The 26,794-nt window shown below is 57.4% G+C and carries 30 protein-coding genes and 1 tRNA gene; 17 read left to right on the forward strand and 14 right to left on the reverse strand.

Annotation, left to right across the window (positions count from 1 at the left end; genetic code table 11):
• The first annotated feature begins 138 nt into the window (after positions 1-138).
• Positions 139-780 carry a triose-phosphate isomerase gene (tpiA, locus tag GM676_RS25005; RefSeq protein WP_371866365.1) on the forward strand — a complete coding sequence of 214 codons (642 nt, stop codon included), beginning with the start codon at positions 139-141 and terminating at the stop codon, positions 778-780.
• Positions 781-973: 193 nt separating this feature from the next.
• On the opposite strand, the gene GM676_RS25010 is transcribed toward tpiA, so the two are convergent.
• Positions 974-1,720 carry a hypothetical protein gene (locus GM676_RS25010; RefSeq protein ID WP_155466927.1) on the reverse strand — a complete coding sequence of 249 codons (747 nt, stop codon included), beginning with the start codon at positions 1,718-1,720 and terminating at the stop codon, positions 974-976.
• A gap of 101 nt (positions 1,721-1,821) precedes the next feature.
• Here GM676_RS25010 and GM676_RS25015 point away from each other — a divergent pair, with 101 nt between their 5' ends.
• The 10 genes from GM676_RS25015 to GM676_RS25060 all read left to right on the forward strand — a co-directional run bounded on the left by GM676_RS25015 (position 1,822) and on the right by GM676_RS25060 (position 9,946).
• Entirely contained in the window at positions 1,822-2,034 is a 213-nt protein-coding gene (locus GM676_RS25015; protein ID WP_155466928.1) for a helix-turn-helix transcriptional regulator, read from the forward strand.
• 111 nt (positions 2,035-2,145) lie between these two features.
• Positions 2,146-3,180, forward strand: a complete 1,035-nt coding sequence (locus GM676_RS25020) for a hypothetical protein (RefSeq protein WP_155466929.1) — start codon at positions 2,146-2,148, stop codon at positions 3,178-3,180.
• Positions 3,177-3,443, forward strand: coding sequence for a hypothetical protein (locus tag GM676_RS25025; RefSeq protein ID WP_155466930.1), 267 nt, complete (start codon positions 3,177-3,179; stop codon positions 3,441-3,443). Before GM676_RS25020 ends, GM676_RS25025 begins: the two co-directional genes overlap by 4 nt.
• Positions 3,443-3,778 carry a hypothetical protein gene (locus tag GM676_RS25030; RefSeq protein ID WP_155466931.1) on the forward strand — a complete coding sequence of 112 codons (336 nt, stop codon included), beginning with the start codon at positions 3,443-3,445 and terminating at the stop codon, positions 3,776-3,778. Before GM676_RS25025 ends, GM676_RS25030 begins: the two co-directional genes overlap by 1 nt.
• Positions 3,775-6,033 carry a DotA/TraY family protein gene (locus GM676_RS25035; protein ID WP_155466932.1) on the forward strand — a complete coding sequence of 753 codons (2,259 nt, stop codon included), beginning with the start codon at positions 3,775-3,777 and terminating at the stop codon, positions 6,031-6,033. Before GM676_RS25030 ends, GM676_RS25035 begins: the two co-directional genes overlap by 4 nt.
• A 572-nt stretch (positions 6,034-6,605) precedes the next feature.
• On the forward strand, positions 6,606-7,652 hold the full coding sequence (locus tag GM676_RS25040; RefSeq protein ID WP_155466933.1) for a site-specific integrase: 1,047 nt from the start codon (positions 6,606-6,608) through the stop codon (positions 7,650-7,652).
• Positions 7,653-8,044: 392 nt separating this feature from the next.
• Positions 8,045-8,326 carry a hypothetical protein gene (locus tag GM676_RS25045; RefSeq protein ID WP_155466934.1) on the forward strand — a complete coding sequence of 94 codons (282 nt, stop codon included), beginning with the start codon at positions 8,045-8,047 and terminating at the stop codon, positions 8,324-8,326.
• 70 nt (positions 8,327-8,396) lie between these two features.
• On the forward strand, positions 8,397-8,843 hold the full coding sequence (locus GM676_RS25050; protein ID WP_170304357.1) for a hypothetical protein: 447 nt from the start codon (positions 8,397-8,399) through the stop codon (positions 8,841-8,843).
• A gap of 1 nt (position 8,844) precedes the next feature.
• Positions 8,845-9,417, forward strand: a complete 573-nt coding sequence (locus GM676_RS25055) for a 3'-5' exonuclease (protein ID WP_155466936.1) — start codon at positions 8,845-8,847, stop codon at positions 9,415-9,417.
• Position 9,418: 1 nt separating this feature from the next.
• The gene (locus GM676_RS25060; protein ID WP_211923290.1) at positions 9,419-9,946 is read left to right on the forward strand and encodes a 3'-5' exonuclease family protein; all 528 of its coding nucleotides are present in this window, start codon (positions 9,419-9,421) and stop codon (positions 9,944-9,946) included.
• Between the two features lie 164 nt (positions 9,947-10,110).
• Here the strand turns inward: GM676_RS25060 and GM676_RS25065 are convergent, their stop codons facing one another.
• Positions 10,111-10,899, reverse strand: coding sequence for a HEPN domain-containing protein (locus GM676_RS25065; RefSeq protein WP_155466937.1), 789 nt, complete (start codon positions 10,897-10,899; stop codon positions 10,111-10,113).
• Positions 10,900-10,916: 17 nt separating this feature from the next.
• Positions 10,917-12,092 (reverse strand): DUF262 domain-containing protein, encoded by a 1,176-nt coding sequence (locus tag GM676_RS25070; RefSeq protein ID WP_155466938.1) that lies wholly within the window; start codon positions 12,090-12,092, stop codon positions 10,917-10,919.
• Between the two features lie 734 nt (positions 12,093-12,826).
• On the opposite strand from GM676_RS25070, the gene GM676_RS25075 reads away from it, so the two are divergent.
• Positions 12,827-13,786: a retron St85 family effector protein gene (locus GM676_RS25075; RefSeq protein WP_155466939.1), complete on the forward strand. Its 960-nt coding sequence runs from the start codon at positions 12,827-12,829 to the stop codon at positions 13,784-13,786.
• On the forward strand, positions 13,783-14,739 hold the full coding sequence (locus tag GM676_RS25080; protein ID WP_155466940.1) for a retron St85 family RNA-directed DNA polymerase: 957 nt from the start codon (positions 13,783-13,785) through the stop codon (positions 14,737-14,739). The genes GM676_RS25075 and GM676_RS25080 overlap by 4 nt, the downstream gene beginning before the upstream one ends.
• Before the next feature lie 333 nt (positions 14,740-15,072).
• Here the strand turns inward: GM676_RS25080 and GM676_RS25085 are convergent, their stop codons facing one another.
• From GM676_RS25085 to GM676_RS25115, 7 genes are all read right to left on the reverse strand, one after another.
• Entirely contained in the window at positions 15,073-15,387 is a 315-nt protein-coding gene (locus GM676_RS25085; RefSeq protein WP_155466941.1) for a DUF1496 domain-containing protein, read from the reverse strand.
• 52 nt (positions 15,388-15,439) lie between these two features.
• The gene (locus tag GM676_RS25090; protein WP_155466942.1) at positions 15,440-15,904 is read right to left on the reverse strand and encodes a hypothetical protein; all 465 of its coding nucleotides are present in this window, start codon (positions 15,902-15,904) and stop codon (positions 15,440-15,442) included.
• Between the two features lie 4 nt (positions 15,905-15,908).
• A complete protein-coding gene (locus GM676_RS25095) occupies positions 15,909-16,925 on the reverse strand; it encodes a site-specific integrase (protein ID WP_371866366.1) in 1,017 nt (338 codons plus the stop codon).
• Between the two features lie 112 nt (positions 16,926-17,037).
• A tRNA-Val gene (locus GM676_RS25100) sits at positions 17,038-17,112 on the reverse strand.
• A gap of 53 nt (positions 17,113-17,165) precedes the next feature.
• Entirely contained in the window at positions 17,166-17,654 is a 489-nt protein-coding gene (locus GM676_RS25105; RefSeq protein WP_155466944.1) for a response regulator, read from the reverse strand.
• Positions 17,651-19,525: a hybrid sensor histidine kinase/response regulator gene (locus GM676_RS25110; protein ID WP_155466945.1), complete on the reverse strand. Its 1,875-nt coding sequence runs from the start codon at positions 19,523-19,525 to the stop codon at positions 17,651-17,653. Before GM676_RS25110 ends, GM676_RS25105 begins: the two co-directional genes overlap by 4 nt.
• Entirely contained in the window at positions 19,522-20,298 is a 777-nt protein-coding gene (locus GM676_RS25115) for a helix-turn-helix transcriptional regulator (protein WP_155466946.1), read from the reverse strand. Before GM676_RS25115 ends, GM676_RS25110 begins: the two co-directional genes overlap by 4 nt.
• Before the next feature lie 164 nt (positions 20,299-20,462).
• On the opposite strand from GM676_RS25115, the gene GM676_RS25120 reads away from it, so the two are divergent.
• Positions 20,463-20,786, forward strand: coding sequence for a CzcE family metal-binding protein (locus tag GM676_RS25120; protein ID WP_155466947.1), 324 nt, complete (start codon positions 20,463-20,465; stop codon positions 20,784-20,786).
• A gap of 39 nt (positions 20,787-20,825) precedes the next feature.
• Positions 20,826-21,281, forward strand: coding sequence for a DUF4440 domain-containing protein (locus GM676_RS25125; RefSeq protein WP_155466948.1), 456 nt, complete (start codon positions 20,826-20,828; stop codon positions 21,279-21,281).
• A 2-nt stretch (positions 21,282-21,283) separates the two neighbouring features.
• Here the strand turns inward: GM676_RS25125 and dnaQ are convergent, their stop codons facing one another.
• The 3 genes from dnaQ to GM676_RS25140 are packed head-to-tail and all read right to left on the reverse strand — an operon-like array spanning position 21,284 to position 23,240.
• On the reverse strand, positions 21,284-22,009 hold the full coding sequence (dnaQ, locus tag GM676_RS25130; RefSeq protein ID WP_155466949.1) for a DNA polymerase III subunit epsilon: 726 nt from the start codon (positions 22,007-22,009) through the stop codon (positions 21,284-21,286).
• 33 nt (positions 22,010-22,042) lie between these two features.
• Positions 22,043-22,483, reverse strand: a complete 441-nt coding sequence (gene rnhA / locus GM676_RS25135) for a ribonuclease HI (RefSeq protein ID WP_155466950.1) — start codon at positions 22,481-22,483, stop codon at positions 22,043-22,045.
• The gene (locus GM676_RS25140) at positions 22,476-23,240 is read right to left on the reverse strand and encodes a class I SAM-dependent methyltransferase (protein WP_155466951.1); all 765 of its coding nucleotides are present in this window, start codon (positions 23,238-23,240) and stop codon (positions 22,476-22,478) included. The genes rnhA and GM676_RS25140 overlap by 8 nt, the downstream gene beginning before the upstream one ends.
• A gap of 20 nt (positions 23,241-23,260) precedes the next feature.
• Here GM676_RS25140 and gloB point away from each other — a divergent pair, with 20 nt between their 5' ends.
• On the forward strand, positions 23,261-24,067 hold the full coding sequence (gloB, locus tag GM676_RS25145) for a hydroxyacylglutathione hydrolase (RefSeq protein ID WP_155466952.1): 807 nt from the start codon (positions 23,261-23,263) through the stop codon (positions 24,065-24,067).
• Positions 24,068-24,079: 12 nt separating this feature from the next.
• Here gloB and aceB read toward each other — a convergent pair whose 3' ends face one another.
• A complete protein-coding gene (gene aceB, locus GM676_RS25150; RefSeq protein ID WP_155466953.1) occupies positions 24,080-25,678 on the reverse strand; it encodes a malate synthase A in 1,599 nt (532 codons plus the stop codon).
• A gap of 189 nt (positions 25,679-25,867) precedes the next feature.
• Here aceB and GM676_RS25155 point away from each other — a divergent pair, with 189 nt between their 5' ends.
• Positions 25,868-26,776 carry a LysR family transcriptional regulator gene (locus tag GM676_RS25155; RefSeq protein ID WP_155466954.1) on the forward strand — a complete coding sequence of 303 codons (909 nt, stop codon included), beginning with the start codon at positions 25,868-25,870 and terminating at the stop codon, positions 26,774-26,776.
• Positions 26,777-26,794: the final 18 nt, after the last annotated feature.

The following is a 26,794-nucleotide window of genomic DNA, read 5'->3' on the forward strand; positions in this document are numbered from 1 at the left end:
ATGCAGCTTGAAGGATTGCAAAGCTTGAGCGACAATCAGGCCGCACGGCTCTCCGCCGTGATTAACTGACCGGGGACCCAGCCCCTTGAGAATCACATCTCATACACCACGCCTGGGGACACAATCCCCGGTTGCGCCGTGGCGATCTGCGCGCCCCATCCTTTCCTGATGCTGTGCGAAGCACGCTTGACGGGAACGGCAATCAAGCTGGGCGCCCAGGACATGTCGGAGCACAGCGCCGGCGCGCATACCGGCGAGGTCTCGGCTGCGATGCTGAAGGAATTTGGCTGCGCTTACGCGCTGGTGGGACATTCCGAGCGGCGGACCTGCCACCATGAAGACGATCAGACGATAGCGCGCAAGACCAGGCAAGCCATCCAGTCGGGCCTGACGCCCATCCTCTGTGTGGGCGAAACGGCCGAACAGCGCGCCAGCGGCAGCACCGAAGAAGTATTGACGCGCCAACTCCGCAGCGCGCTGCAAAGCCTGAGCCCGGAAGACCTGTCCAGACTGGTGATCGCCTATGAACCGGTGTGGGCTATCGGCACCGGTTTGACCGCCACGCCTGAGATGGCACAGCAGGCGCATGCGGTGATCCGAGAGAGTGTGGTGCAGCGCACGCCGATTCTCTACGGCGGCAGCATGAAGCCGGAGAATGCGCTGGAACTGCTCTCCATGCCGGATATCGATGGCGGCCTGATCGGCGGCGCCTCGCTGAAAGCCGATGACTTCATCGCCATCCTCCGCGCCGGCCAGACGGCCGCCTCAATGCATCAGTGACCGTTTTTTTAAAATAAAAAAGCCCGCACAATGTGCAGGCTTTTTAAGAATTCTGGTGGGAAGTGCAAGTTTCGAACTTGCGACCCCTGCAGTGTGAATCGGAAAGATTGCCTCGGTTAAATAACGAATTTTCGAAAATATGCTTACAGATCAATAGTATACATTAGACGAGAAGAGACCGGGTTAGAAGTTATTAGCTCAATTTCTGTGGCAAATCTGTGGCAAGCAGCCAGTCCCGCACCTCATCGTCGAGCTCCTTGGAAGCGGCCACTTTTCGCCGCCCAGCCTTCTCCATATCTACCAGGATCGAAACGCGAACGGCCTCGATTTCGTCGAACAAGGATGCCGGTTGCTCCTTAATGGCTCCCGTTTCAACAAAGGATTTGCGCGCTCGAAGGCGCTTGACAAAACGACGGACTACTTCGGACGTTGCATCCAACTGCACCGCCCTGTCAAACATTGATCGGGCCTGTGCCAACGTCACCCAGCCCTGAAAAAATGCAGCAGCCAAAACACGATAGAGGTTTCCGGCACTCATGGGACGGGAAAAAACCTTCGGGTTAACCCGCGCGGCACCAAGTTCTTTCTCACGCACTTCTTTGCCGAAAACTGCGACGGAGAACTCCATGCGCGAGACCGCTGGCGTCCTGCAGCCAAAGCATGGGTCTACAGTCGCAGGGTCTGCAGAAAACGCCGGCCCGACATACTCCACCCTCTCCGGCTCATCCACGCCGATTAGCGCTGTCATACCCGTCTCCGCAGCGACAGCAGGCTTCACTTGCCAGCAGTCGCAAAACCGAACGCCAGCTGCCCGACATGCATTGCGACGAAGGGTTCTAAGAATGCGCTGAGTTTCCTCCAGCGGCAGTATCGCGCGCGGCTTCTCGATTCCTCGAACGCGCCAATCCTGCAAGACCAGTTTTACCGCTTCTTCCGACATATACCCCTCGATTTCTGTCCTAACGTGATTCTGCATGTCTCGCTTAAATTTAGCAACGCAGTAATTCACATTCGACCGAAAGAGCTTTTAGAGGAAAACGTATGAAACGAGATTGGCAACTGCTAGAGCATCTTTCGAAGCTCAGCGATGACGTCTTAATCGGCGTCGAAGAAGCCGCCGCGCTCACCGCCTTCGCCCCGGTGAGCATCCGCCAACGACGCGTGAAGAACTTTCCCGCACCAATCCCCGGCCTTCGCCATCTGCGCTGGCGCATCGGCCAGATCCGCGCTTGGGGCAAAGGTGAAGGTTTATGAGCAACGCCGTCCCATCGCTCGAAATTGGTTCAAACGCGCCATCGCTCCCAGCTAACGAAGCCTCGTTACAGACAGACCTGCGCAGTGCATCGGGCACAAAGGTGAATATCTATGGGGCAGATCAATGAGCGTTATCAAGGTACTGAAACGGGATGTCGGCTTCGTATGAGTCAGGACATCCAACTTGTCCTGGCGTCACTGTTGGGGGACCGCGAGGTCATTGCCTATCGCCCTGCCCTGGCCCGCGCACTCGGATCACCAATAGCTGCCCTCTACCTCGGCCAAGCAACCTACTGGCAAAGCAAAGTGGGCATTGAAGAATGGTGGTTTAAATTGCGGGACGCCGACCGTGACAGCTCTGGGGCCATGATCCCGCCGACCAACCGCACTAGGCAAAGCTGGGAATGGGAACTCGGCATGAAGCGCTCTGATCAGGAGCATGCTCGCCAGTTGTTGAAGGAAGCAGGGTTGCTTGAAGAACGGCGTGCGGGAGTGCCGGCCCGTCTCTACTACCGAGTCAATCTGCTCGCGTTAGAGCGCTTCCTACTCGGTGCCACCCAGATGGTGGAATCCCACCATCTGGATGGCGGGATTCCACCATCTGGGCGGCGAGAACCTGCCGGCAAGATGGACGAAATTCCACCAGCTAATTCAGAGAGTATTTCAGAGACTATCAAGAATATAACTACAACCACCACCATCGCACCTCCGGCGCGTACCACATCACCAACGCCTGTTGATGCGCGGCCAAACAGCAGTAGTGGTAGTGACCTTATATTCGAGGCATCTATCGACCACATGAAAGAGCAACTGCTGCGAATCACTTCGTCGCCCTCACTCGATCCACAACTTGCGCAACAGCTGTTAGACGAATTAGCGGGCGTGCTCGAAGCCGGCAAGAGAGGCGAACGAACACCAATCGGCGCGCCGATCGGGTGGTTTCGGCAGTTGGTCAAAAAAGCTCTTGCGGGCGAATTCGACCGCAACTATTGCGACCGCATCGCTAGCCGAAGAAACAAGGCGGCGCAAGTAGTCGACCAAAGCGGAAATCAGCCGGAGGCCACTGAAGAACAGAAACACTTGGCAAGTTTGGCGCGCCAAGAAGTCAAAGACATAGTGAACACCTGGCGAAGGAAACAAGCGTGAAGAAAATCCAGATCTTATTAGCAGCGCTCATTTCATTGGGCTCCCTCCAACATCAAATTTGCACTGCCGGCGAGGCTCCAGCTGCGGGAAGTGACTGCGCTACCGCTCCAGAACGTAACCCTGCCCCCTGCATGGATGCTGCTTGCGCCGCACGGGCAAAGGCCGAACTGGACCGCGCACTCGCCTGCCACAAGGCCAAGATGGCCGAACTGGCGGCTAGTTCCACGCTGCCGAAGCAGGTTGACGCTGGAGGTATTAAGTGATGAAGGTCGCCATCATCAAGCTGAAGGACCTTCTCCTCCATTCCAAAGCGTTCGATGACGCAACCCGTCGAGTAGGAGCGGTGCTTCTGCTATTGCCTTGTCTCGTGGGCATCCCTCTGGGCTTGCACAGGCCTTTTCTTGGCCTCGGCTGGAGGGATTGGTATTTGCTGCCAGGCCTCTCCGCCATCCTCTGCTGCGGAACGATTCTGTACATCCACTCTGGCGACAAGGGCTGGGCGCTGCTCACTGTACCCTATACCTTCGGCATCGCTCATGAGCTTTGGCTGATTGCCACAGTGCCGCTCTCGCCCACTCGGAAAGGAGAGTCCAAATGATTCGGCTCATGACGGCCGTGGCACTTGTCGTGTACATGTCAGGAGCACATGCCGATTCAACAGCTCCACAGGCAATTCAACAGTTCACGCCGCCGGCGAGCGACTTGTCGGTGGAGTATCTGCGCGAGGTGTTCGGCAGCATCATCGGATTCATCCATAGCGGTGCAAACGTCCAGGGCGGTCAAACCACCGACGTGCTCGGTGCGATGATGAAGATTTTCAACAGCGCGGTCCTGTTCTTGGGGATGATTTTTGTCGGCTATACAACTGTCAAAGGGACGATTGATTCGGCCCATGATGGCGAGGTGCTGGGGAAAAAAATGTCGTCCATTTGGGTGCCGCTGCGCACCGTCGGCGGCACGGCACTCCTGCTTCCTTTGGGGTCAGGCTACTCCCTGATCCAGATCTTCATTCTCTGGCTCGCGCTGCAGGGCGTCGGCATCGGCGACGCGATCTGGAAGGCCGCGATCGAGCAGATGAACCAGGACAACATGATCGCGCGGCCGATGATCCCGGACTCGCGCCCGCTTGCCGCCAACATCTTGAAATTCGAGGTCTGCGCCGCGGCCATGAATAAGCAGTTCCTGGAGTCGAATCGGAGCACCAGGATCACTGCGGTATCGATATCGCAAACGATGTCGAACACCGGCGAGCTGCTGAACTACGACGTCTTCGACGCTGTTTCGCCGGTGGCCCTGTACACCACCATCAAGAACTTCTCTAACGCGCGCTACAGTGTGGTCGACTACAAATGGCGTGCCAACGACAACACCTACCTGAATCCCGACGTCTGCGGCGGCATCAGCTGGAAGCAATCCTGGGAAGCCTCTGAGGGCAACAGCAACACGAAGGTGATCAAGGCCCCGATCATGGCGGCGCACGCCCAAGCAGTGCAAAAAATGATTATTGCCCTGCAGCCGATCGCCGACCAGATCGTGGCCGGCCAGAAGCCTGCGCCAGGCGCACTGGAACAGGCAGCAGCCGACTACGAGAACGCCCTGCGCGCCGCGGCGAAGACGGCCGTGCAAAGCACGAATGACCGCGCGCGCAGCGATTTCATGAAAGGAGCCCAGGACGGCGGCTGGATCTTCGCCGGCACCTGGTACAACCACATCGTCAAAATGAACGATGTGATGCAGTCCACGCTCAATGGCTTGCCCACTTCGGAGCCGATCGACATTTCGGATAAGGAGACCAAAGAAGCCCTCGTGACCTACCAGGACGCTATCGCGACAGCTGATGAATACGTCAAGCATCGGGCCGACAGCGTGCGCAGCGTGTACTACGCCGAGACCAACGTGCGCGCCCCGCGCGAAGGCGAAGGTGCCTGGGAATACGTCCGCAAGCTGATCTCCGCTCCATTCATGGGCGCAATCAACCAGATGACGCAGGAGATCGCCGGTTCGAATCTCAACCACATGAGCCAGATGAAGTCGTTCGGCGACACCATCGTCGGTACCGGAGAAGCGATGCTGGTCACGCTGGCGAGCGCAACTGGCGCAGCAAATTCGGTGATCGCGAAAGGTACGGTCGGCATCGGGTTTGACGTCGGCGCAGTTTTCGCGTTCCTTTCCGGTTTCGCTACGACGCTACTGATGCTTCTTCTGGCCTTCGGCGTGACGCTTTCGACTTATGTCCCCATGATCCCCTCGATCACGTGGACTACATCAGTAGTGAACTGGTTCGTGCTGGTATTCGAAGCAGTCATTGCAGGCCCACTGTTCGGCATCGCCCACGTGCACCCTGACGGCGACGACGCGGTCGGCAAGGCCGGCCAAGGCTACATGATGATCCTATCGCTGTGCATGCGGCCAGCGCTCATGCTGTTCGGTCTGATCGGCGCGATGCTGCTTACACAGCCGATCACAGGCATCGTGAATGTGATGTTCATGACAGTGGTCTCCGGCGTACAGGCCGATGCGTTGACAGGGATCGTATCCTTCGTCGCATACGTGGCAATTTATGTCATCACCATGACGACTGTGGTTCACATCGTTTTCTCGCTAATCCACTGGATACCCGACAACATCTTACGCTGGCTCGGATCCCATGCGGCAGGCTTAGGCGGAGCCGAAGGCAAAGGCGACCAGGGGCATGATGTATTGGTTGGCGGAGTACGAGAAGTCAGGCACGGTGGACACGGAGCGGCAGGCGGGCTCGGAGGCAAGGGCAAGAGGGACACTCCGTCCGATACATCAACTAGCCCCTCAAACGCAGGAAAGTCCCCGAGTAATAAAGAACTACTCGGCGACTAAGGCTATCGAACTTTGACAAATGATCCAGTGGAGGAATCCAGTTGATACCCTTGTTCTGCGTATTTCCGCACTCGCGTATCGTCGAGGAGCTTATTCGCCACACTTTCATTCAGCAGTCTGTTGTTCGGGTCGGCGAGTTTAAGCTGGGCGCGGAGGGCCCGAACATATTCTACGGCCACGGCCCTTTCGGTTTGCTCGCTGAGAAGCTTGGATTGGAGGTTGGTTGCAAATATCCTCCAGTCCCCAACAGCCTGATCTGCATCAGTCCTCGCACGCCTTGCTGCGGCAAACCCAGCGCTAAGACCGGACGAAAAATCGCTTCCCATAAGACCTCCGATTTGGTTACGTCGCCCGACATTATCACACTCAGTAAACGCCAGCAACGCCGCATTTCCAAATGCGTCATTGTGACCCAAAACACCCATCACGGGCGCGAGTCAATGTGACCCACGTGCTCGAATCAAGACATTAACTGACGGTGCGTCAGCACCGTCAGTTAATGTGCCCGGCGATGGGATCACGTAGTGATCGACGGGCATCCGAGCACAAAACTATCCACTTTGAGTACATCGATGAATCAATCCGAAAAAGAAAAAATTTACGACACCATACGGAGAGCCCGTGCACTCAATAAGGCGCTGAAGCCGAGTATGGCCTCTTCGGCATCCAAAGCCCAATACGCGCAAGAATTTAAGCGACTGGTGGCGAAATGTAGCCCCAAGACACCAGCAGGCATGTTCGAAGTCATGCGCTCCACAAAATCGAAGAGAACGTGGTATCTGAGACGCGCAGCTGCTCGCCATGTCATCCAGGAAGGGCTTTTGCACACGTTACGGGAACAAGATCGCCACCAGGCAGCCGGCGACATGACCTCATGGGAAATGAGCGTTAAGAAGATCGACTTCCTAATCGGGCTACACGCCACGCTCGAACGCCATGACAACAAATGCCCCATCACGTCCACGGCAAAAAAGCGGAGCAAGCGACAGATGCTGCACAAGCTCCCAGACGACTTTCGAGAACAGATGTATTCCGCCATGTCCAACTCGAAGTACCGCCTGGCAGTCCTCGTCGCAAGCTTATCCGGGGCACGCCCTCAAGAGCTCGAATACGGGGTCAAGATGACCGAACGTGATGGGGCGCTGACGCTGCACATAATCGGAGCAAAGGTAGTCCAAGGCGGCGTTCAAGGCCAAGCATGGCGGGAAATTGAATATTCGGTTACAGACGACAATCCACTGATCGCAGCAGCGCTCGCCGAACTCCGAAGCCACGGGCAAAATGAGATTCTTGTATCAGTCTCCAGCAAAGACGCTTATACGGCCGCCCTTCGTCGAGTAGGCCGAGTACTTTGGCCTCGCATGAAGTCAGAGACCACCGGGTACTGCTTAAGGCACATGTTCGCATCGGACCTTAAAGCAGCAGGCCTTTCGATCGAAGCGATCGCGATGGCCCTCGGGCACAGCGTCACTCGGACACAATCCCTGTATGGCCAAGCTCAGATATCCACACGTGGCAGCGGAATGCTGAACCCCACAGCAGTTCGAGCTGCAGCACCTGTTCGGCAGAACACGACTGCCCACCCTAATGTAAAGCCGTCGCGACACGACCGAAGATAGTTGGGTCACACTGACGCAGGTCGACTTCCTAAACAGGGTCACATTGACGCAAACGCGCTCTTTCGAGTGGACGCGTTATCCAAATGCAGTCAATGTGACCCAGCTAAACTGGGTCACATTGACCTTGCTGGCAAAAAGACGAGTCAAGGTGACTCAAATCGTTGTAAACGGGCTCGAATCTCAGTATTATCTTTAGCACGAAGCACGCAAAGTTGGATTTTTCGTCGCGACGATGTTGAGATGAGAAAACCAGGTATTTTTTTTGGAGGGCAATCCTCTATGTGTTACTGAGAATTGCCTCGCGTGCTCGAAGCTTCAAATAGTCGGCCATGCACAGCGGCGGCAACCACTGCGCATGACCTTACCTTTGACAAGTAATGGAGGTACTGCCAATGGCTGTCGCAATTGTATCAACTCATTCGCTGGTTTCCCAATCCCTGGTAGAGGACCTTATCATCGAGGTCGCACCTCGCATGGAATTCGCCAAATCCAAGTCGTTCAAGCACATCTACGCCGTCCTGCAAGCGTCCGTGGATTGCGTAGCCGCAGCATACCGTGACGTGGCGAGCTTACCGGTCGTCATTGCAGCAGAGCGGACACGGGTTGCAGCCGCAGGAAAAGTCTGCCTGAGTGCGTTTGAACTGTTCCTTGCCAATCTGGACAATGGAGACTGAGCACTTCAGTGGCATTGGGCACTCTCCCGAGAGCCTGGAACGGGCCGCCCAGCTGCCGGAAGCTAGCTGGGTGCGGCTCGACGACTTGCTGTTTTCGCTGCACGGCATTGGCCCGCGTTACGCCCTGGTGCAAAACGCGACGGTCCACGGCCGCCAGCTGTCGTATGCGATGCTCGATCTACCTGGCACCGCTTACGACATCATCACCGACCACGACGCGCCGCATGTGCCGGGCACATTCCAGCAGCTGGCCGACGCCGCCGGCGCGCTGCGGGTCACGCTCGATGCTGCTTTCAAGGCCGATCGACAAACTGGCGGCTTCGCCAGCAAGCAGCAAATGGCCCTTGCCCTGATCCGCGCCGCAGCCGATCACGTCGACCACCTCGACCAGCTGGCCGTGCTGCGCACCGTGCGCTGTGCCAAGCGCTACGAGCTGCGCGCGGACTGGCTGGCCCGCCATCGCGCGGCCGCCTTCATGGCCGCTTCGATCGATTGGCGCGCATTGGGGCTCAGCTGATATGCTGGCCAACATCTTGGTAATCGACCTTGAGGCGACGTGCGCCGACGACGGCAGCATCCCGCCGGAGCTGATGGAAACGCTGGAAATCGGGTCCGTGTGGATTGCGCCAGATGGTCAAATCCTCGATCGCTTCCAATCCTTCGTGCGCCCGATCGAGAGGCCACGGCTGACGGCCTTTTGCAAGCGCTTGCTGCCCCACATCGACCAGGCAGCGATCGACGCTGCGCCGACCTGGCCGGCGGTCGCCGCCAGGTTGGCCGAGTTCGCCCAACGCCACCAGCAGCCCGGCAGCTGGTGGGGATCGTGGGGAGCCTTCGACCATAACCAAATCGAGCGCGAATCAGCCCGCCACCGCATTGCGGATCCGCTGGCGGACCTGCCCCACGAAAACCTAAAGCGGAATTTCGCAAGGGCCCGCAGGCCGAAGATCAAGCAATGCGGCATGATCGCAGCTATGAAAATCTGTAACCTGACACCCGAAGGCCATCACCACCGCGCCCTTGACGACGGGCTCAATATCGCCCGACTGCTGCCATTCTGCCCTCGCCCGGATCCGGCAGCGGAGGGCTGACATGCTGGTCTTCCTCGATACTGAGTTCACTAGCCTGGCGCGTGCCGATCCCGACCTTATCAGCATTGGGATGGCCGCCGTGGGGGCAAGTGACTTCTACGCCGAGCGTATCGACTACAGGCACGATGACACAAGCGAATTCGTGCGAACTGATGTCATCCCACTGTTGGGGAAAATCCCTGGCGCGGCCTGTACGTCCGTTGAGCTGGCCAGCCGCTTGCGTGGCTGGTTTGATGCGCTGCCCGAGCCCGCGATCATCATGTATGACTTCCTCATCGACTGGCAGCTGCTGCAGGCCGCTTTCGCCGGCGACTTGCCGCCCAACGTCGACGCGCACCAGCTGGTCGATCACAAAATGTTTCGCCACTCGGCCTACAAGCTTGGTGAGGTGCTGACGTACTCGGCGGCCTGGCCGCCGCACCATGCGCTGGCGGACGCGCAGGCGCTGAGGGAGGGCTACTTGAGGTGGCAAGCAGCAATGTCTGGCCGCGCATGGAACACTCCGATTGTGCCAACGCCCGATAAGTGAACACTTATGGGGCGTTGGGCAAAGAAATGCAAAAAGGGTGCGCTGTGCCCTTCCCTTTTTTGCATTTTGGGATCAGAACTTGAACGAGCTGCCCGCGCGCCAGACCACGCCGCCGCCGTTTGGCGAGGTGGTCACGCCGCCCCGCTACCAAACACTTGACAAGATCAACCAGGCAAGCGCTTTACACGTTCAGTTTTACTTTTCTTATCAGAAATTGCTTTAATAACCCTTGCCAAATTAGCCCTGTAAGCGGAAAGATAGAGCCCTTCGGCCTTATATGCGTCCTCGCTCGGGGACTGTGGCAGCTGACCCGACAATTCCCCGCAAAACAACAAACAGTCTGTAGCAGCAATCAGCGCATCGCCAGGTGAAATCGGCTTATAAACATAATGTCCCGCACGAGACATTGTGCGTCGATGTGCAAAAGCCCCGCGACTTGACGCCAAGCGACTAAGCGCACTTTCTGCGCTCGGATCAGGATCAATCGATATACCTAAAGGTGAAAATAATGCCCTAAGATATTTCAGAGACGCTCCGTGATTATCTTGAACCTTACGCTTTAGCTTGGCCTTTGAAGTCGCAATTAGGTCACTAATATAATGCAACGGTTTGATCTGTGATGATTTCTCATCATCTTCGATCGGCAGTTTCGCAATCCCATCGTGAGATATGATTGAGATCAAAGATACTACACTTGCCCGAGACATTGGGAGCCCGCTAGTCCATTGATTGAGTATCGATTCCAGCGCGTAATCCGCAAGCTCCTCAAAAAATTGTTCAATCGCAGCGTGAACAAAAACGCAATACGCCCTAACATCTAGATCATAAGACTCAGCTGAAGGCGCGTCCTGTTCTCCTCTATCGGCACTTTCTTGTGCCTTTATATGGCAATCAAGATATTTTATCCGCAATTCTTCAACGTACTGCTTAAGTTCAGCCAAATTCTCTTTCATCGCTCAAGCCCCAGCGATTAAAATGGAATTTCGATCTTCTTGGCGAACACAGACTTGATTAACGCCTGGAATTTTTGGAATCGAACACGCGTATTTTCAATGCTCTTAGTCGTACTTTCAATGCTGGACCTGAACTCCTGATCATCCATAAGAGCGATAAAAGCCTTCAAGAATTTAGCCTTATTCTTCTTGATAGCGGCTTCAGTTAAATATTTAAAGAAGAAGATTTCGACCTCGAAAAGCACGCGATTAAATCTACGCTCGAACTTCCCATCAGTAGTCTTTCTCCCAATTTCCTTGTAATCAAAGACCAATGCGCAATTCGAAATACCGGTGTTAAACAACTGATATTCTTTCTCGATTTCAGCGCGACTCATACCCTCGGTAATCGAAGTCATCGAATTGGCTAAGAACTGCTTCAAATTCCCTTTATAGGTAGCACCAAACAGCTCCATGGAGAGACTTCTTAAAACGATCTCAACGTCAGCGAGGCGGACATCTGGCTCACTAAGGCCTAGCACTTGATGGATTGGTTGCATTGAATTTGTTATCTCGACCAAGTAGTCCGCAAACCACCCGCGGTGGAATACTTGCCTTAGCTCCTGAGACCCCAGTCGAACTGATCCGGTATTGATACGATAGAAAATATCGTACAGAACATCCGAATCAGAAAAATTCGATAATATTGTGCATCGGATATCGGCATTCATCAGACGGCGATAGTAATCCGAGAATGAAGCATCGCTCTCCAATTCCTGAGCCGAATGGCCATTTAAATCATTTAAGACGGTTAATCCCTTAAGCTCGGCCTTATCCCAATAGTTGATACTTGGATCCATAAAGCCCGCAATAGTCAAGAGTCGCTGCTTCCCATCAATTACAATATAGGAGCGCGGGCGTTGTGGGTCTTCAGCCAAGACAATCTGAGGCACTGGAACCCCCCAGATAAGTGACTCAATCAACGCGCTGCGCTTACCGTCATCCCAAGCATTTCGGCGTTGAAATTTTGGGTTCAGATCGATATTCTTTTGCGAAATCTGCCGGATCATTGTCTCGACCGTCCAATCACGCGACGCAACGACCAACGGTGCCAAGCTTTCCCGTATTTTTATATCAGACTCAATCTCTTCATCGAGATCTTCAATAAGCTCATCAACTACTTCTTGGTCTTTTTTCGAGTGGATATTTGTCATAGATAGATCAAAAAAAATTCTTAAATGTGAGGATAACAGCAGATGTCAGGCTTCTAATGTTGACAGCTTACCAGATGAGGGCCTTATCCTCTACCAGCCAGCCTTGCGCCGCTCGCAAACCCCGTTCGGGCGATTTGAGTCCGGGCGAAGGCCCGGATGCCCGAAGGGCACCCGCACTTCTCGTGGGTGCCTGTAGCCGTTTGCGACGCTGGTTTGATGCGCTGCCTGAGCCGGCGACCATTATGTACGACTTCCCCGTCGACTGGCAGCTGCTGCAGGCTCCTTTCGCCGGCGGCTTGCCGTGCAAACTCGGCGCGCACCAGCTGTTGATCACAGGAACTTGCGCAACTCGGCTTACAAGCTGGGAGAGGTGCTGACATACTCGGCGGTCTGGCCTCCGCCCCACCCACTGGCCGATGCGAAAGCTCTGCGCGAAGGATATTTGAGGTAGCAGGCAGCAATACCCGGACTCACCTGGAATTCGCCAAATTAGCGTCAATCTGCCCATTTCACTTACAAAATTCTTGACAAGACGCAACAAATTATTAAAAATAAACCATTCTTTACGCGAATAAAGACTCATCTTTCGAGATGTAGCCTTAGTCGGGCGATTAGCCAGACTCTATGGGATTGATTGGACTTGAGCCGCAGCGAAAATTTGCGGCCCTACAATCGGCTCCGCCTCATTCCGGTCCGCAAATTTCCGCTGCGGCTTTTCTAGGTGAAGAATTTTAGTGACAACAATTTCAGAAGATCCGCGTCTGATATTACTCGAGAAAGTTAACCTCGATGCAAGCAGGGTCGAGTACACCGATAACCACATTGTTTTGCTATGTGGCGGCAAAGTAAACTATAAAGACCGTTCGGACGACCCTACCCCTGCAGTCGCGTCTCTACGACACGCAATTACACACGCGGGTCCACAATACGAAACTTACCGGCCTGAGGATATCACCGACTGGCATGCAGATGGAATGTTCAGAAATCTTATGGATTTTGAACAGGAACTTGCAGGTATTTGTTCGCTTGTCGCTGTCATTTTGGAAAGTCCAGGCGCTATCGCCGAGTTGGGAGCTTTTTCACAGCTTCCAGAATTGCACAAAAAAATCGTAGCAATTAAATCCCTAGATTTCGAAAATCCCAAGGCCGCCACGTCCTTCATCAATCTTGGCATATTGCGATACATTCGAGAACAGTCGAACTCTGCAGTTAGGAATTACCCTTGGCGGATTGATAATCCAAGCTCAATCACGGAGGAAGTAGTTTCTGACGTCATTGCTGATCTTCAGGAGGAGTTAGACAAAACACCAAAATCCCTCGTCTTTAAGAAAGAAATTAATTCACATAAACTTTCTTTGATATGTGAATTGATATCGCTTTTCACCGCGCTAAAAGAAACCGAAATATTCGATTTTCTAAACTCGCTTGGTGTATCTATCGAAAAAGATGAGCTGCGCAGAAAGCTTTTTTTATTAGATCGATTCAAGTTAATTACAAAAAAAACCTATAGCGACGCCACATTTTATCTAAGCGGGAAGTATCAATATCATAGACTCCGCTTGGCTCTTACCGACGGATTACGACATGATGCAATTCGAACGCAAGCAGATTGCATTGCGTTTTATCGCACCAACTCAAAACAAAGAAATCGAATCCGAGCCATACAGCAGTCCTCAGGTCCAATCGCGATATGAATAGCAAATTACTAACCCAGATCAGGGCCGAGCTTGGGCTTCCCGTCGCGCAGATCGAACGATTGATAGAGCGTGCGCCTTATACGTATAAAGTCTACACCATCCCCAAGCGATCAGGCGGCGACCGCACTATCGCTCAACCTGCTAGGGAAACAAAGCTCATACAAAAATGGCTAATTGAGCATATCTTCTGCACTTTACCAATTCATGATGCAGCCGCAGCATATCGGCCAGGCGCAAGCATTAAGAAAAACGCTGAAAGGCATGCCAATTCGAAATATATGGTAAAGTTGGATTTCAAAGAATTCTTCCCATCAATTAAATATCAGGATCTTGTCAACCACTTTTGTGTCCATCTTTCCGACGCCTATGAGGATGATGACATTAAACGGATGGCACTGATTAGTTGCCTACATATTGGAGGAAGGGATTTTGCACTGAGCATCGGTTCTCCAGCATCGCCATGCCTTTCCAATTCAATAGTTTATGAATTGGATAAGAAAATTAAATCTTGGTGCAAAGAAAACAAAGTCGCTTATACGCGATACGCCGACGACCTTACCTTTTCAACTAATCGACCCGATATATCATCCGAGGTTGAAAAGATGGTTTCGTTGACGTTAAAGGAAATTGAGTACCCACAACTCAAGCTCAACAAGAAAAAATCCATACATTTATCAAAGCGACACAAAAGAGTAGTAACAGGTGTGATAATTAATAGTGAAAACAATTTATCTCTCGGGCGAGATAGAAAGAGAGAAATAAGTTCGCTCATCCACAAATACTCAATTGGCCTCTTAAGCAAAGGCGACACATATAGGACTCAGGGCCTATTGGGCTTTGCACGTGATATCGAACCCGATTTCGTGGCTCGCCTGAACACCAAATATGGAAATAAGCTTTTGGAGGAAATCTTCACGCTTAGGAAAGCTGAGGAAGAGGACGACTTATAGCCTTCCCCACCACAATCTCCAGGTTTCAAACTTCTGCCGCAATTAACAATACGCCTCTGGGACACCATGGAGCGCCCAAATAGTCGGTGGGGGCGATTTGAGTCCGAGGACCGATGCCGCAGGCGAGGGAGCGAGGATGGCCCGTTCAGGGCCACCCCCACGCCTCGTGGGCGCATGTAGGAGCGCTTTTGGCCGGTCGTCCCGGCCAGCGACGATGCGAACCACTCACAACTGCAGCAATCTGGGGTTCTACCATCCGGCCGGACGATCAGCGTGCAGAGAAATTACTGGATGGATGCCCTTCCACACGCCGCCACACAGGCATTTAGTAGTTTAACGCTTGATAGGATTGGAGCGCAGATGGATCTCTCCCCGCCCGTTGCCGCCGTACTCCCAGATCAACTCGCTGCCCTCGTCCTTGTCCTTTTGTGTGAAGACCTCTTTCTGCATACAAATCATCGTGCGACTATCAGCGGTCTTGATAGCGCCTTCTGAGTACTTCTTATCCTCATAAACACAGTAACGCCCATCCGAGACGGGCTTCTGAACGTTCTCAACAATGGTGCGGTGCGGGTGAGGTTGCGGAACCGCGTCCTGAGCAAAAGCTACAGGGGCAAGAAAAACGGCCAGAAGTAGAATTTTTGACATAGCAATATCCAAGTTGAGGAAAGTAGATTATTGCATATGGCCAACCTTTTGGTTACCCCTCCCGCCACGCCGCGTAAGCACCTACAGGGGGCATTTTAGGCCAGCCGCCCCGGCCTGCGGCGAGGTACGCCAGCCACATGCGGTTGCGAACCTGGATCTGATCATCGAGCCGCAACTCCTCGATGTGCCGCTGCAAACGGCCCCATGTGGCAAGCAAGAACGGCTGGTTCAGAGGCGCAAGGAACAGCGGACTCTCCACCCAAGAGACGACTCCGTCGCCATCCCAGCCCGACTCGAATAGTCTGAAATCAAGATCGTCACCAACACCCTTCTCGTCGATCAGTTCGTCATATGAGTCCAGGTTGTAAAACGAGACGTCATCCGGCGAGCAGCCATATAACGCCTCAATCAGGCAGGAAATCTTGTGCGCAGCACTGTGACGATTACTGGCCTCGACAAATACGGCGGTCTCGTATGGCCAATCGCAATACGCGCGGAAAAGCGAACTTTTGCTCATCGCCTCACCCCAGCTTTCGCGCCAGGTCTTTGGCCCGCGGATGGTAGTAGCGCTTCAGCATGGACAGCGTCTTGTGGCCGGTGACCGCCGAAAGCTCCAGCACGTTGTCGAGTTTCTCCGCCAAGCGGCTGGTGCCTTCATGGCGGAGGTCATGAAAATGAAGATCTCCGAGGCCAGCGCGTTTAACCGCGCGCTCAAACGCTTTTTTCACGGCGTCGGCCGTCGTTGGAAAGACTGGGCCATCCTCATCACGGGGAAGGGCTTCAAGCACTTGAACTGCGCGTCTCGTCAGCGGAACGTCCCGCGCCTCACCGTTCTTGGTGTCACGCAGCCTCACATAGCGATCGTTTAGGTGCACGTCCTGCCAGCGCATTGACAGCATTTCGCTACGGCGCATTGCCGTTTCAATCGCCAACTCGACAATGCTGCGAACCAGGAGATTGCGTACCCCACCAGGTTGATAGGCCCCGCTGTCGCCCCTGGTGCTGGGTTCCAGCTCCTTGAGTAGCCGTTGCTCCTCATCTCCCGATAATCTCCGGTTGCGCCCCTTGCTTTCAGGTGGCCGGCGAATCATGGATACAGGATTTTCGACATTGACGCCCCATTCCTTGCGGGCGACGTTGATCACGTGACTAATCAGACCAAGGTCTCGGTTGGTGGTGGATCCCGAGACCTTCTTTAGTCGGCGATCCCGCCATTCCGCAAGAACCTTGCCTGTGAGGGCCGCGACCTTGTATTCCGAGATCGCATCACGGCGCAAGGAACGCAAGCGATAGCTTTCGGAGGAAGCGCCTTTTTTCGACGGCGACACGTCGCGGAGATAACGATCAAACAGGTCGCCGAGCGTATTGCGCTCCGCCTCGGAGCGGTCCATGAAGACGCCACGAACCATTTCCGCTTCGATCACGGTAGCCCACTCACGAGCCGAGGTTTTATCTGGGAATGTTTCTGAAACGGTAGGCCAGCCCTTGCGTCGGATCTGGACTTCTACTCGGTTACCACGTTGACGAATCGTTGCCACTTTCACTCCATGCCACTGAACATGTGGCAATTTTGTGGCAATCGATCCGATTCACGTTAGGACAGATATTGAAGGGTTTTGAATAAACGCCGAGGAATCAATATCTTAGAATTGGTGGGAAGTGCAAGTTTCGAACTTGCGACCCCTGCAGTGTGAATGCAGTGCTCTACCCCTGAGCTAACCTCCCGTCGAGTGCGAGCATTATAGTCTGTCTCTCAGGCAAACGCAAGTACCGATCTGTTATTGCCCATCTTCGGGCCGGTTTTTGCCGGTGCTGTAGGGCAGCACGATCAGCGGCGCGCTTGGCGACAAGGCTTGCAGGCGCTTGTACAGGGCCCGCGTTTCCAGCAGATTCCACACGCGCAGCATGGCTTCTATCGTATCGAAGGGCTTGGTGAGGAAGTCGCGCGCGCCCAGCGACAGCGCGCGCCGCTTGGATTCGCTGGTGGCGTCGGCGGTCACCACCAGCACCGGACGGTAATCGAAGGGGTCGCCGCGCCGCTTGAGGTGCTCCAGCACGGCGTAGCCGTCGAGCTCCGGCATCATCAGGTCGAGGATGATCAGGTCAGGGTCGAACGCCGCATACAGGTCGAGCGCTTTTTGCGCATCGGTGGTGCCGACCACGTGAGTCAGCCCTTCGCGCGTCAGCAAGTCTTCCAGCAGGCGCAGATTGGCTGGCTGGTCGTCGATGATCAGCACGCGCGAGGTCAGCAAATCGTCTTCGTTCATTTGATCATCCTGTCTAACAAGGCAAAAAATTCGGGCAGGTCGAGCGGCTTTTTCAGATGTCCCGCGTCCGCCGCCAGCGCCGCGCCATCGCCACCCAGCAGCACCAGCGGCACCTGTGCCAGGGTGGCGTCGCCGCGCCAGCGCGCCAGCGTGGCCTGATCCGCCAGTTGCGCGTCCAGCAGCAGCACGTCCGGCGCGCGCGGCGCAGCCAGCGCCCAGCCTTCGGCCACGCTGCGCGCCGCCACGAATCGCCAGCCGGGACGGCGCGACATCAGGGTTTCCATCAGAGCCAGGCTGGATGCGTCGCTGTCGATGCACAGTATGGTCGGCATGCCGGCGGGTTCCGCCGCAGCTGGCGCCGTTTGCGCATCCGGCGCAGCCAACGGCTCATGCACCTCCTGCGTCGCAAGCGGCAGACGCACGGTGAACACGCTGCCCTTGCCCGCCAGGCTATCGGCGCTCAGGCTGCCCCCCATCGCTTCGGCCAGCGAACGTGATACCGCCAGTCCCAGGCCCACGCCTTCGGTCTTGCCGCGCTCGGCGCCGAGGCGGTCGAACGGCGTGAACAGGCGCTCCTGCATGCCAGCCGCGATGCCGGCGCCTTCGTCGCCGATCGCGATGGCGACCTGTCCGTCCTGCGCACCGGTGGTGATCCGCACCTCGCCGCCGGCACGGTTGTACTTGATGGCGTTGGACAGCAGGTTGAGTACGATTTGCATCAGGCGCTGGCGGTCGGCCAGCACGGCCAGTCCGCCGTCATCGTCCTGCCGCGGCAGCCTGACCTGATGCTTGGCCGCCAGCGGTTGCAACAAGGCCAGCGCTTCCCGCAGCACTGGCGCCACCAATACCGGCGCGGTGGTGATGGCCAACTGCCCCGCCTCGACACGGGCGACGTCCAGCACGTCATCAATCAGCGCCAGCAAGTGTTTGCCCGCGCGCGCGATGTGCTGCGCATGTTGCCGGTCCTGGCTGGCGCTCAGATCGTCCTCCAGCAATTGCGCGAAACCGAGAATCGCGTTCAGCGGCGTGCGCAGCTCATGGCTGGTGCGCGACAGGAATTCGGATTTGGCCACGCTGGCCGCCTGCGCCTCGGCGGCGCGCCTGGCCAGCAGCACGCTGGCGTGATGCAGGCGGTCGGCCAGTTGTCCCAGTTCGTCGCTGGCGACGCCGGTCGGCAGCAGCGGCTGGTCGTTCACCAGTCGTTCCGCGTTCTCCGCCGACACCCGGACCCGCCGCACCACCCGCAAGGTGAACAGCAACATGGCCAGCGCGCCGGCCAGTCCGATCACGATGGTGATCAGATTCATCAACACGTTGCGGCGCAGCGCCTCCCGCACCGCCGCCGTGCGTTGCTCGACCAGCAGCGACTCGCGCGCGTTCAGGGCGCCGATGCCTTCGCGCAGCTGGTTGAGGATCTGCCGCCCGGCCAGCAGGCTGGCGCGCAACTGTTCCGGCCTGGCGTCATATTGCTGGCGCAGCGCTTCCAGCCCGACCAGCTTTTTCCGCACCAGCGGCAGCAGCACGTCCAGGCGCGCCCGCTGTTCCGGATCGCGCGAGTTCTGTTGCAGGTCGGCCATCGCCGCCGGCAATTTCTCCTGCGCCGCGCGGTAGGGATTGAGGAAGTCGTCCACACCGGTCAGCAGATAGCCGCGCACGCCGGTGGCCGCTTCGGCGATCAGCGCGTGCAGCAGCTGGATGTCGCGCTGCACTTTCAGCGTGCGCTGCATTTCCGCCATGGCCTCCGCGGTTTGCCGCTCCAGCTTGTAGCTGGTGGCGGCCGATCCCACCAGCGTGGCCAGCGCCGCCGCGATGATGGCCACGCCCTTGACCGTCAGCGACCAGTTGCGCCAGTACAAAGCGGCCCGCTTCATCCACCGAATCCGTAGTCGACCGCGTACACCGCGGCCTGGGTGCGATCACGCAGGTCGAGCTTGTGCAGGATGCGCTCGATATGCACCTTGACGGTGCCGGCGGCGATGCCCAGTTCCTGCGCCATCGCCGCGTTGGTCAGGCCGCGCGGCATCATGGCAAACACTTGCAGTTCGCGCGAGGTCAGCTGCTTCAACTTGGCGGCCGAGGCGGTGGCAGCCGCGCGCACGGTCGGCTTACTGGCGGCCTCATGCGCCGTCGCCAGGACCGTGCCCAGCACCTGCAACACACTCAGGTCGTCGGCGTTCGGCGGCGATACCGGCCGCGCGCTCATCAAGGCCAGCAAGCCCACGTTCCGGCCATGGAAGCGCAGCGGCACCAGCACTTCCAGCCCGATCGTCTTGTCGCGCCCGATCCGCAGACGGCTCTGGATGTCCTGCCGGATCTGCGCCAGCGCGTTGTCCTGCAAGGCCTCGTGCAGCGCGCCGGTGGCCGGCAGGCAGGCGCCCACCGGCGCCACCGGTCCCTGCGACGCGGCCACGTGCAGACCGTCGGCATGCAGATGGAGCAGCAAGCCCTCCTCCAGCGACAGGAAGGACAGCGCCTTGCCCAGGATGGTTTGCATGGTGGCGTCGCTATGGCCGCCATCGGCCAGCGCGGCGGCGGCGGCGGTCAGCAGGCGCAGGCGGGCGGCGCTGCCTTCGTTGTGGCGATAGCGCACGCGGGTGCTGCGGGCGCTGCTGTTGTGGTCGGTAAGCGTGCTGGTGTCGGTCATGGGATTTTCCTGTAGAGCGGATTATATGCCAATCAGCATAGAAAAAATCCGCCGTTCAGCCGATTCCTGCAAATCGCGATATCACCATACTTCACTCATCGCCACCGATCACCGATCCGTGTGCGACCTGAAACTCAAATCCTTTTTTTGGAGATCGTAATTTAATGAAGAAATTCCTGACCATCGCGGCCATCGCCATTGTCCTGCCATTGAGCGCCTCGGCGGCCAACAAGACCCACGTCAACGGCAGCGCCGCCACCGCCAGCGCTTCCACCCGCGTGATCAACGTCCTGCCGAAGACCAAGCACGTCAACGTCCAACAGGGCGAGACCGTGAAGTTCGTGGTGGGCGACAAATCGTTCACCTGGCACTTCGACACGCTGCGCGCCAGCGACAGTTTCCCGCTGTCGAAAATCGCGCCGGCCGAGATCGATACCCATCGCGTCCGCGTGTACGTCTCGCCTAACCCGCTGTATCACGGCGGCTAAGCGGCACCGCATTCATCAACCACATACCAAGGAAAAATTATGCGTTACCTGAGCCTGTTGCCTTTCGCCTGCGTCATGTTCGCGGCCAATACCTACGCCGCCAATACCGAGGTCTGCCATCCATCGTCGGAAAAGGAAATCGCCGGCCTGTTCGACCGCTGGAACGCGTCGCTGCAAACCGGGAATCCGGACAAGGTGGTGGCCAACTACGCCACGAAGTCGGTGCTGCTGGCCACGGTGTCGAACAAGCCGCGCCTGACCCCGGAAGAAAAGCGCGATTATTTCGAGCACTTCCTGGCGGGCAAGCCGGTCGGCACCATCAATAGCCGCAGCATCGAGCTGGACTGCAACAGCGCGGTCGACGCCGGCCTGTACACCTTCAAGTTCGCGGACGGCAAGGAGGTGAAGGCACGCTTTACCTACACCTATAAATGGGATGGCAAGCAGTGGCTGATCACCAGCCACCACTCGTCGGCCATGCCGGGCAAGGACTGAGTTTAAGCCGCCGCCGGCGGGGCCGGCGGATTCAGCGAGGCGGTCCAGATGCACTGGCCCTTGACCGCCTTGTCCAGCCCTGCCAGCGTTTCCGCGTGTGCCGCCAGCTCGTCTTGCGAGGCTGGCATGAAAATGATCTCGGCCATGGCGACCGGCTCCAGCATGTCGCCGACGCTGACCACTTCCTCTTCCACATCCATGCCCAGGCTGTTTTGCCCGCGGGTCATGGCCAGATAAACATCCGCCAGCAGTTCCGCATCCAGCAGCGCGCCGTGCAGCTTGCGGTGGGAGTTGGAGATGCCGTAGCGGTCGCACAGCGCGTCCAGCGAATTGCGCTTGCCCGGATGAAGTTCCTTGGCCTGCACCAGGGTGTCGATCACGCCGCCGATGTGCTCGGTGAAGTCCGGCAGCTTGAGCAGCTTGAATTCGTGGTTCAAAAAGCCCAGGTCGAACGGCGCGTTGTGAATGATGACTTCGGCGCCCTGGATGTACTCGCGCAGCTGGTCGACGATCTCGTGGAACTTCGGCTTGTCGCTCAGGAATTCGGTGGTCAGGCCGTGGACGTTCAGCGCGCCCTCTTCCGAATCGCGTTCCGGATTGATGTAGAAGTGGAGATTATTCCCCGTCAGCATGCGGTTGTTCAGCTCGACGCAGCCGATTTCCAGGATGCGGTTGCCCAGCTTGGGGTTGATACCGGTGGTTTCGGTATCGAGTACGATTTGGCGCATAGTATTCCGAAATTAATTGCAGAGTGCAGTATATCAGCGGCCGCGCGCCACTTCCACGCCGCGGTTGGCCAGCATGTCGGCCCGTTCGTTGCCAGGATGACCATTGTGGCCCCGCACCCAGCGCCATTCCACGGTATGCATTTGCTGCGCCGCGTCGAGCGCCTTCCACAAGTCTTCGTTCTTGACCGGTTCCCTGGTCGAGGTTTTCCAGCCGCGCGCCTTCCAGCCGTGGATCCACTCGCTGATGCCTTTCTGGACATACTGGCTGTCGGTGTGCAGCACCACGTTGCACGGGCGCTTCAGCACACTCAACGCCTCGATCACCGCTTGCAGCTCCATGCGGTTATTGGTGGTGTCGCGCGCGCCGCCGCAGATTTCCTTCTCGGCCTCGCCCGCCACCAGCAAGGCGCCCCAGCCGCCCAGGCCGGGATTGCCCTTGCATGCGCCATCGGTAAAAATTTCAACCTTATCCATCCTGCTGCTCTCTTCTTTTATTCGTTACCGGCACGCCCACCGGGGCCGCTGCCGCTTTCCTGGTCCATGCCGGACCGATCAGACGCATGCCTTTCACGCGCTTGACCGCTTGTATCACGTAGACGCCGCCAAAGTAGGGCCACCAGCGCGAGCCGGCATTATCCATGAAGCCGTAGCGCTGCAACCATTTTTCCGTGCGGCAGGCCGGCGCATAGCAGCCGAAGTGGCTCTGGCTGGCGCTCATATTCAATAATTTTAACCAATCCTTCATGCGCGGCATAGAAATCAGCTCCTCGGTGCGCGGCAGGAAGGAGGTGCCGCCGACGCGCCGCAGCACGTGGCGCGCGCCCCACAGGCTGGCCGGGTTGAAGCCGCAGATGATGACCTGCCCTTCCGGGATCAGCACGCGCTCGACCTCGCGCAGCACCTGGTGCGGATCGGTGGAAAATTCCAGCACGTGCGGCAGCACGATCAGGTCCACGCTCTGCGAGGCGAACGGCAGTTCGGTGTAGTCGAGCGTGACATCGACGGCGCGGCCGCTGCGCGGCTTGCGGTCGGCCAGCAGCTTGTAGGGCATGCGGCTGGCGGCCAGTGCATCGATTTCAGGCATGCCGATCTGCACGGCGTTGAATCCAAAGATATCGGCTGTTAAATTATCGAGACAGCTTTGTTCCCACGCACGCATGTACACACCTGCGGGCGTTTGCAGCCAGCCTTCCAGCGCTATAATGGATTTCTCCGACCCCGCCTTATCCATGCTTAGCCTTTTGCGATCCAATGACCATATCTTCTACTCAAGCTCTCAGTGTTTTAACGGTACCGGCGTTCCGCGACAATTACCTGTGGTTGATACATGATGGCACACATGCCGCGGTGGTCGACCCCGGCGACGCCAAACCCATCCTGGCGGCCCTGAAAGCCCATGGACTCAAGCTCACCGCCATTCTACTCACCCATCATCACGCTGACCATATAGGCGGTGTTCCTGAATTATTACAGCATTATCAGGTTCCCGTTTTCGGCCCGCGCAACGAGACTATCGCCGCGGTCACTTTGCCGGTCGGCGAAGGCAAGATTATCGAGGTGCCGGGCCTTGCGCTGAGGCTGTCGGTGCTGGACGTGCCCGGCCACACCATGGGCCACATCGCTTACGTGCGCGAGGCCGAGGGCGATGAACCGACCTGGCTGTTCTGCGGCGACACGCTGTTTGCCGGCGGTTGCGGACGTTTGTTTGAAGGCACGCCGGCGCAGATGATCAGCTCGCTCGGCAAGCTGGCGGCGCTGCCGGATGACAGCAAGGTGTTTTGTGCGCACGAGTACACGCTGTCCAACCTGCGCTTCGCGCGCGTGGTCGATCCGGACAATGTTGCGCTGCAAGAGCGGGTGAAGGTGGAGACCGACAAGCGCGAGCATGATGTGCCGACGGTGCCGTCGACCATCCGGCTGGAGAAGGCCACCAACCCGTTCCTGCGCTATCGCGAGCCGGCGATCGCGGAGCAGCTGGTGAAGGCCGGGCGTCTCGATCGGATCGATACGCCGCTTGCCACCTTCACCGCGCTGCGTTTGTGGAAGAATGACTTCTAATCGTTAGAACAATCAGATTTCCTCGTACAGCGGCAGCGTCAGGAATTCCTCAAACGCTTCCGAGGTCGACATCTGTTCGAAGATTTGCGCCGCGCGTGGATAGGCCGGGGTGTCACCATCCGGTGCGGTGCCCTGCACTTTCGCCAGTTCCTCCGGAATCATGGCGCGCACCATCTCGGCGCTGACCTTGCGGCCGTCGTCCAGCACGCCCTTGGTCGAACGAATCCACTGCCACACTTGCGAACGGCTGATCTCGGCGGTGGCCGCGTCTTCCATCAGGTTGTGAATCGGCACACAGCCATTGCCGTTCAGCCAGCTGCCCAGATAGTGGATGCCAACGTTGATGTTGTAGCGCAGGCCGGCTTCGGTGATCGGGGTTTCCGGCTTGAAGTCCAGCAGCTGCTCGGCGTTCACTTCCACGTCCAGGCGTTGCTTGTCGATCTGGTTCGGCTTATCGCCCAGCACTTTCTTGAATTCGGCCATGGCCAGATCCACCAGGCCCGGGTGCGCCACCCAGCCGCCGTCGTAGCCGTCGGTCGCGTCGCGCGCCTTGTCGTTGCGCACGCCGCCCATGGCGATCTCGTTTTTCTCCGGGTCGTTCTTGATCGGAATCAGCGCCGCCATGCCGCCGATGGCCGGCGCGTTGCGCTTGTGGCAGGTTTTCAGCAGCAGCAAAGCGTAAGCGCGCATGAAGGGCGAGGTCATGGTGACCTTGGCGCGGTCAGCCAGGCAGAAATCCTTGTCCAGCTTGAACTTTTTGATGCACGAGAAGATGTAATCCCAGCGGCCGGCGTTCAGGCCCGCGCTGTGCTCGCGCAGTTCGTACAGGATTTCATCCATCTCGAAGGCGGCCAGGATGGTTTCGATCAGCACGGTGGCCTTGATGGTGCCCTGCGGCAGGCCCAGCTCGTTCTGGGTCATGACGAAGATGTCGTTCCACAGGCGCGCTTCCAGGTGCGATTCCATTTTCGGCAGGTAGAAGTAGGGGCCGGCGCCGCGCGCCAGTTGCTCCTTGGCGTTGTGGAACATGAACAGCGCGAAGTCGAAGATGCCGCCCGAGATGCGCTTGCCATCCACCAGCACGTGCTTTTCATCCAGGTGCCAGCCGCGCGGACGCACCACCAGCGTGGCGACCTTGTCGTTCAGCTTGTAGGACTTGCCGTTCTGCTCCAGCGAAATGGTGCGGCGCACCGCGTCCTTCATATTGATCTGGCCGCTGATCTGGTTGTCCCAGTTGGGCGAGTTGGAGTCCTCGAAGTCGGTCATGTAGCTGTCGGCCCCCGAGTTCAGGGCGTTGATCACCATCTTGCGCTCCACCGGGCCGGTGATTTCCACGCGGCGGCATTCCAGCGCTTTCGGGATCGGCGCGATTTTCCAGTCGCCGTTACGGATGTGAGCGGTCTCGGCCAGGAAATCCGGGCGTTCGCCGGCATCCAGGCGCCTGGCGCGCTCCACGCGCACGGCCAGCAGTTGTTGACGGCGCGCTTCGAATTCGCGGCTCAGCTTGGCGACCAGGGCCAGCGCCTCAGGCGTCAGGATGGTTTCGTAGCCAGGCTTGATCTCGCCGGTGATTTGCATGCCCGCTGGCAGGCTCAGGGTGGATTGCGTCATGGAGGTCTCCGTAAAAAAATGTCAACGAATCGGCTAATTATATGCTTGTTGCAGTGCGGCGTTTTTAGTGTGTGGATTCAGTTACAAGCTGATTTGTTTTACAGTATATTCACTCGTTAGTTATGCAAACGAGATTAAATATCACTTCATCTATGCGTTTTTGTAAAAAAATAACGGAGAAAGGTTTTCATGGGGCAGTTCAGGCAGATTTCCACTTTTGTTGAGGTCGTTGCGCGGGGCAGTTTGTCGGCCGCCGCCCGTGCGGAGGGCATTGCGCCGGCGATGATCGGCCGCCGGCTGGATGCGCTGGAGGCCCGTCTGGGGGTCAAGCTGTTGCAACGCACCACGCGCAAGCTGGCCTTGACCGACGAGGGCGCGGCCTTTCTGGAAGACTGCCAGCGCATCCTGGCCGAACTGGAGGAAGCGGAATCGGCGGTGTCGGAACGTAGCGCGCACGCCACAGGTCACCTGATGATATCGGCGCCGGCCGGCTTCGGCCGCCAGCACGTGGCGCCGCTGTTGCCCTCCTTCCTGGCCGAGCATCGCGACGTCACGGCCACGCTCAACATGAGCGACCGCGTGGTCGACATCGTCGGCGAAGGCATCGATGTGGCGATCCGCATCGCCAGCCTGTCGGACTCGAATCTGGTCAGCGTCAAGCTGGCCGATAACGAGCGTGTGGTGGTCGGTTCGCCGGCCTACCTCAAGCGCCACGGCAAGCCGGAAACGCTGGCCGATCTGACCAGGCACAACTGTCTGGCCATCAGCAGCGAAGGCAGCCAGCGTGGCTGGACCTTCCGCGAGAATGGCAAGAACGTGGTGTTGAAGGTCAACGGCAACATGGCCTGCAACGACGGCCAGGTGCTGCACGAGTGGGCGCTGGCCGGCAAAGGGCTGGCATGGCGCTCGATGTGGGAAGTGGGCAGCGCGATCGACGCCGGCAAGCTGCAAACGGTGCTGGACGGCTACGCCGCGCCGGGCAATGACATTTACGCGGTGTTCGCGCAGCGCCGCCACCTGCCGCTGCGCATCCGGGTCTTCGTGGACTTCCTGCGCCACACGTACGCCCAGCCGGATTACTGGCGCAAGGCCAAGTGATGACGTGAACCGGCAAAA

Source organism: Duganella radicis, from assembly GCF_009720825.1.
Lineage (GTDB): Bacteria > Pseudomonadota > Gammaproteobacteria > Burkholderiales > Burkholderiaceae_D > Rugamonas > Rugamonas radicis.

Bases quoted from the DNA above. Each gene is read 5' to 3' on its own strand.
- GM676_RS25010 (WP_155466927.1), bottom strand. From the start codon at position 1,720: ATGTCGGAAGAAGCGGTAAAACTGGTCTTGCAGGATTGGCGCGTTCGA.
- GM676_RS25015 (WP_155466928.1), top strand. From the start codon at position 1,822: ATGAAACGAGATTGGCAACTGCTAGAGCATCTTTCGAAGCTCAGCGAT.
- GM676_RS25020 (WP_155466929.1), top strand. From the start codon at position 2,146: ATGGGGCAGATCAATGAGCGTTATCAAGGTACTGAAACGGGATGTCGG.
- GM676_RS25030 (WP_155466931.1), top strand. From the start codon at position 3,443: ATGAAGGTCGCCATCATCAAGCTGAAGGACCTTCTCCTCCATTCCAAA.
- GM676_RS25035 (WP_155466932.1), top strand. From the start codon at position 3,775: ATGATTCGGCTCATGACGGCCGTGGCACTTGTCGTGTACATGTCAGGA.
- GM676_RS25040 (WP_155466933.1), top strand. From the start codon at position 6,606: ATGAATCAATCCGAAAAAGAAAAAATTTACGACACCATACGGAGAGCC.
- GM676_RS25045 (WP_155466934.1), top strand. From the start codon at position 8,045: ATGGCTGTCGCAATTGTATCAACTCATTCGCTGGTTTCCCAATCCCTG.
- GM676_RS25055 (WP_155466936.1), top strand. From the start codon at position 8,845: ATGCTGGCCAACATCTTGGTAATCGACCTTGAGGCGACGTGCGCCGAC.
- GM676_RS25060 (WP_211923290.1), top strand. From the start codon at position 9,419: ATGCTGGTCTTCCTCGATACTGAGTTCACTAGCCTGGCGCGTGCCGAT.
- GM676_RS25065 (WP_155466937.1), bottom strand. From the start codon at position 10,899: ATGAAAGAGAATTTGGCTGAACTTAAGCAGTACGTTGAAGAATTGCGG.
- GM676_RS25070 (WP_155466938.1), bottom strand. From the start codon at position 12,092: ATGACAAATATCCACTCGAAAAAAGACCAAGAAGTAGTTGATGAGCTT.
- GM676_RS25080 (WP_155466940.1), top strand. From the start codon at position 13,783: ATGAATAGCAAATTACTAACCCAGATCAGGGCCGAGCTTGGGCTTCCC.
- GM676_RS25085 (WP_155466941.1), bottom strand. From the start codon at position 15,387: ATGTCAAAAATTCTACTTCTGGCCGTTTTTCTTGCCCCTGTAGCTTTT.
- GM676_RS25090 (WP_155466942.1), bottom strand. From the start codon at position 15,904: ATGAGCAAAAGTTCGCTTTTCCGCGCGTATTGCGATTGGCCATACGAG.
- GM676_RS25105 (WP_155466944.1), bottom strand. From the start codon at position 17,654: ATGAACGAAGACGATTTGCTGACCTCGCGCGTGCTGATCATCGACGAC.
- GM676_RS25110 (WP_155466945.1), bottom strand. From the start codon at position 19,525: ATGAAGCGGGCCGCTTTGTACTGGCGCAACTGGTCGCTGACGGTCAAG.
- GM676_RS25115 (WP_155466946.1), bottom strand. From the start codon at position 20,298: ATGACCGACACCAGCACGCTTACCGACCACAACAGCAGCGCCCGCAGC.
- GM676_RS25120 (WP_155466947.1), top strand. From the start codon at position 20,463: ATGAAGAAATTCCTGACCATCGCGGCCATCGCCATTGTCCTGCCATTG.
- GM676_RS25125 (WP_155466948.1), top strand. From the start codon at position 20,826: ATGCGTTACCTGAGCCTGTTGCCTTTCGCCTGCGTCATGTTCGCGGCC.
- dnaQ (WP_155466949.1), bottom strand. From the start codon at position 22,009: ATGCGCCAAATCGTACTCGATACCGAAACCACCGGTATCAACCCCAAG.
- rnhA (WP_155466950.1), bottom strand. From the start codon at position 22,483: ATGGATAAGGTTGAAATTTTTACCGATGGCGCATGCAAGGGCAATCCC.
- GM676_RS25140 (WP_155466951.1), bottom strand. From the start codon at position 23,240: ATGGATAAGGCGGGGTCGGAGAAATCCATTATAGCGCTGGAAGGCTGG.
- gloB (WP_155466952.1), top strand. From the start codon at position 23,261: ATGACCATATCTTCTACTCAAGCTCTCAGTGTTTTAACGGTACCGGCG.
- aceB (WP_155466953.1), bottom strand. From the start codon at position 25,678: ATGACGCAATCCACCCTGAGCCTGCCAGCGGGCATGCAAATCACCGGC.
- GM676_RS25155 (WP_155466954.1), top strand. From the start codon at position 25,868: ATGGGGCAGTTCAGGCAGATTTCCACTTTTGTTGAGGTCGTTGCGCGG.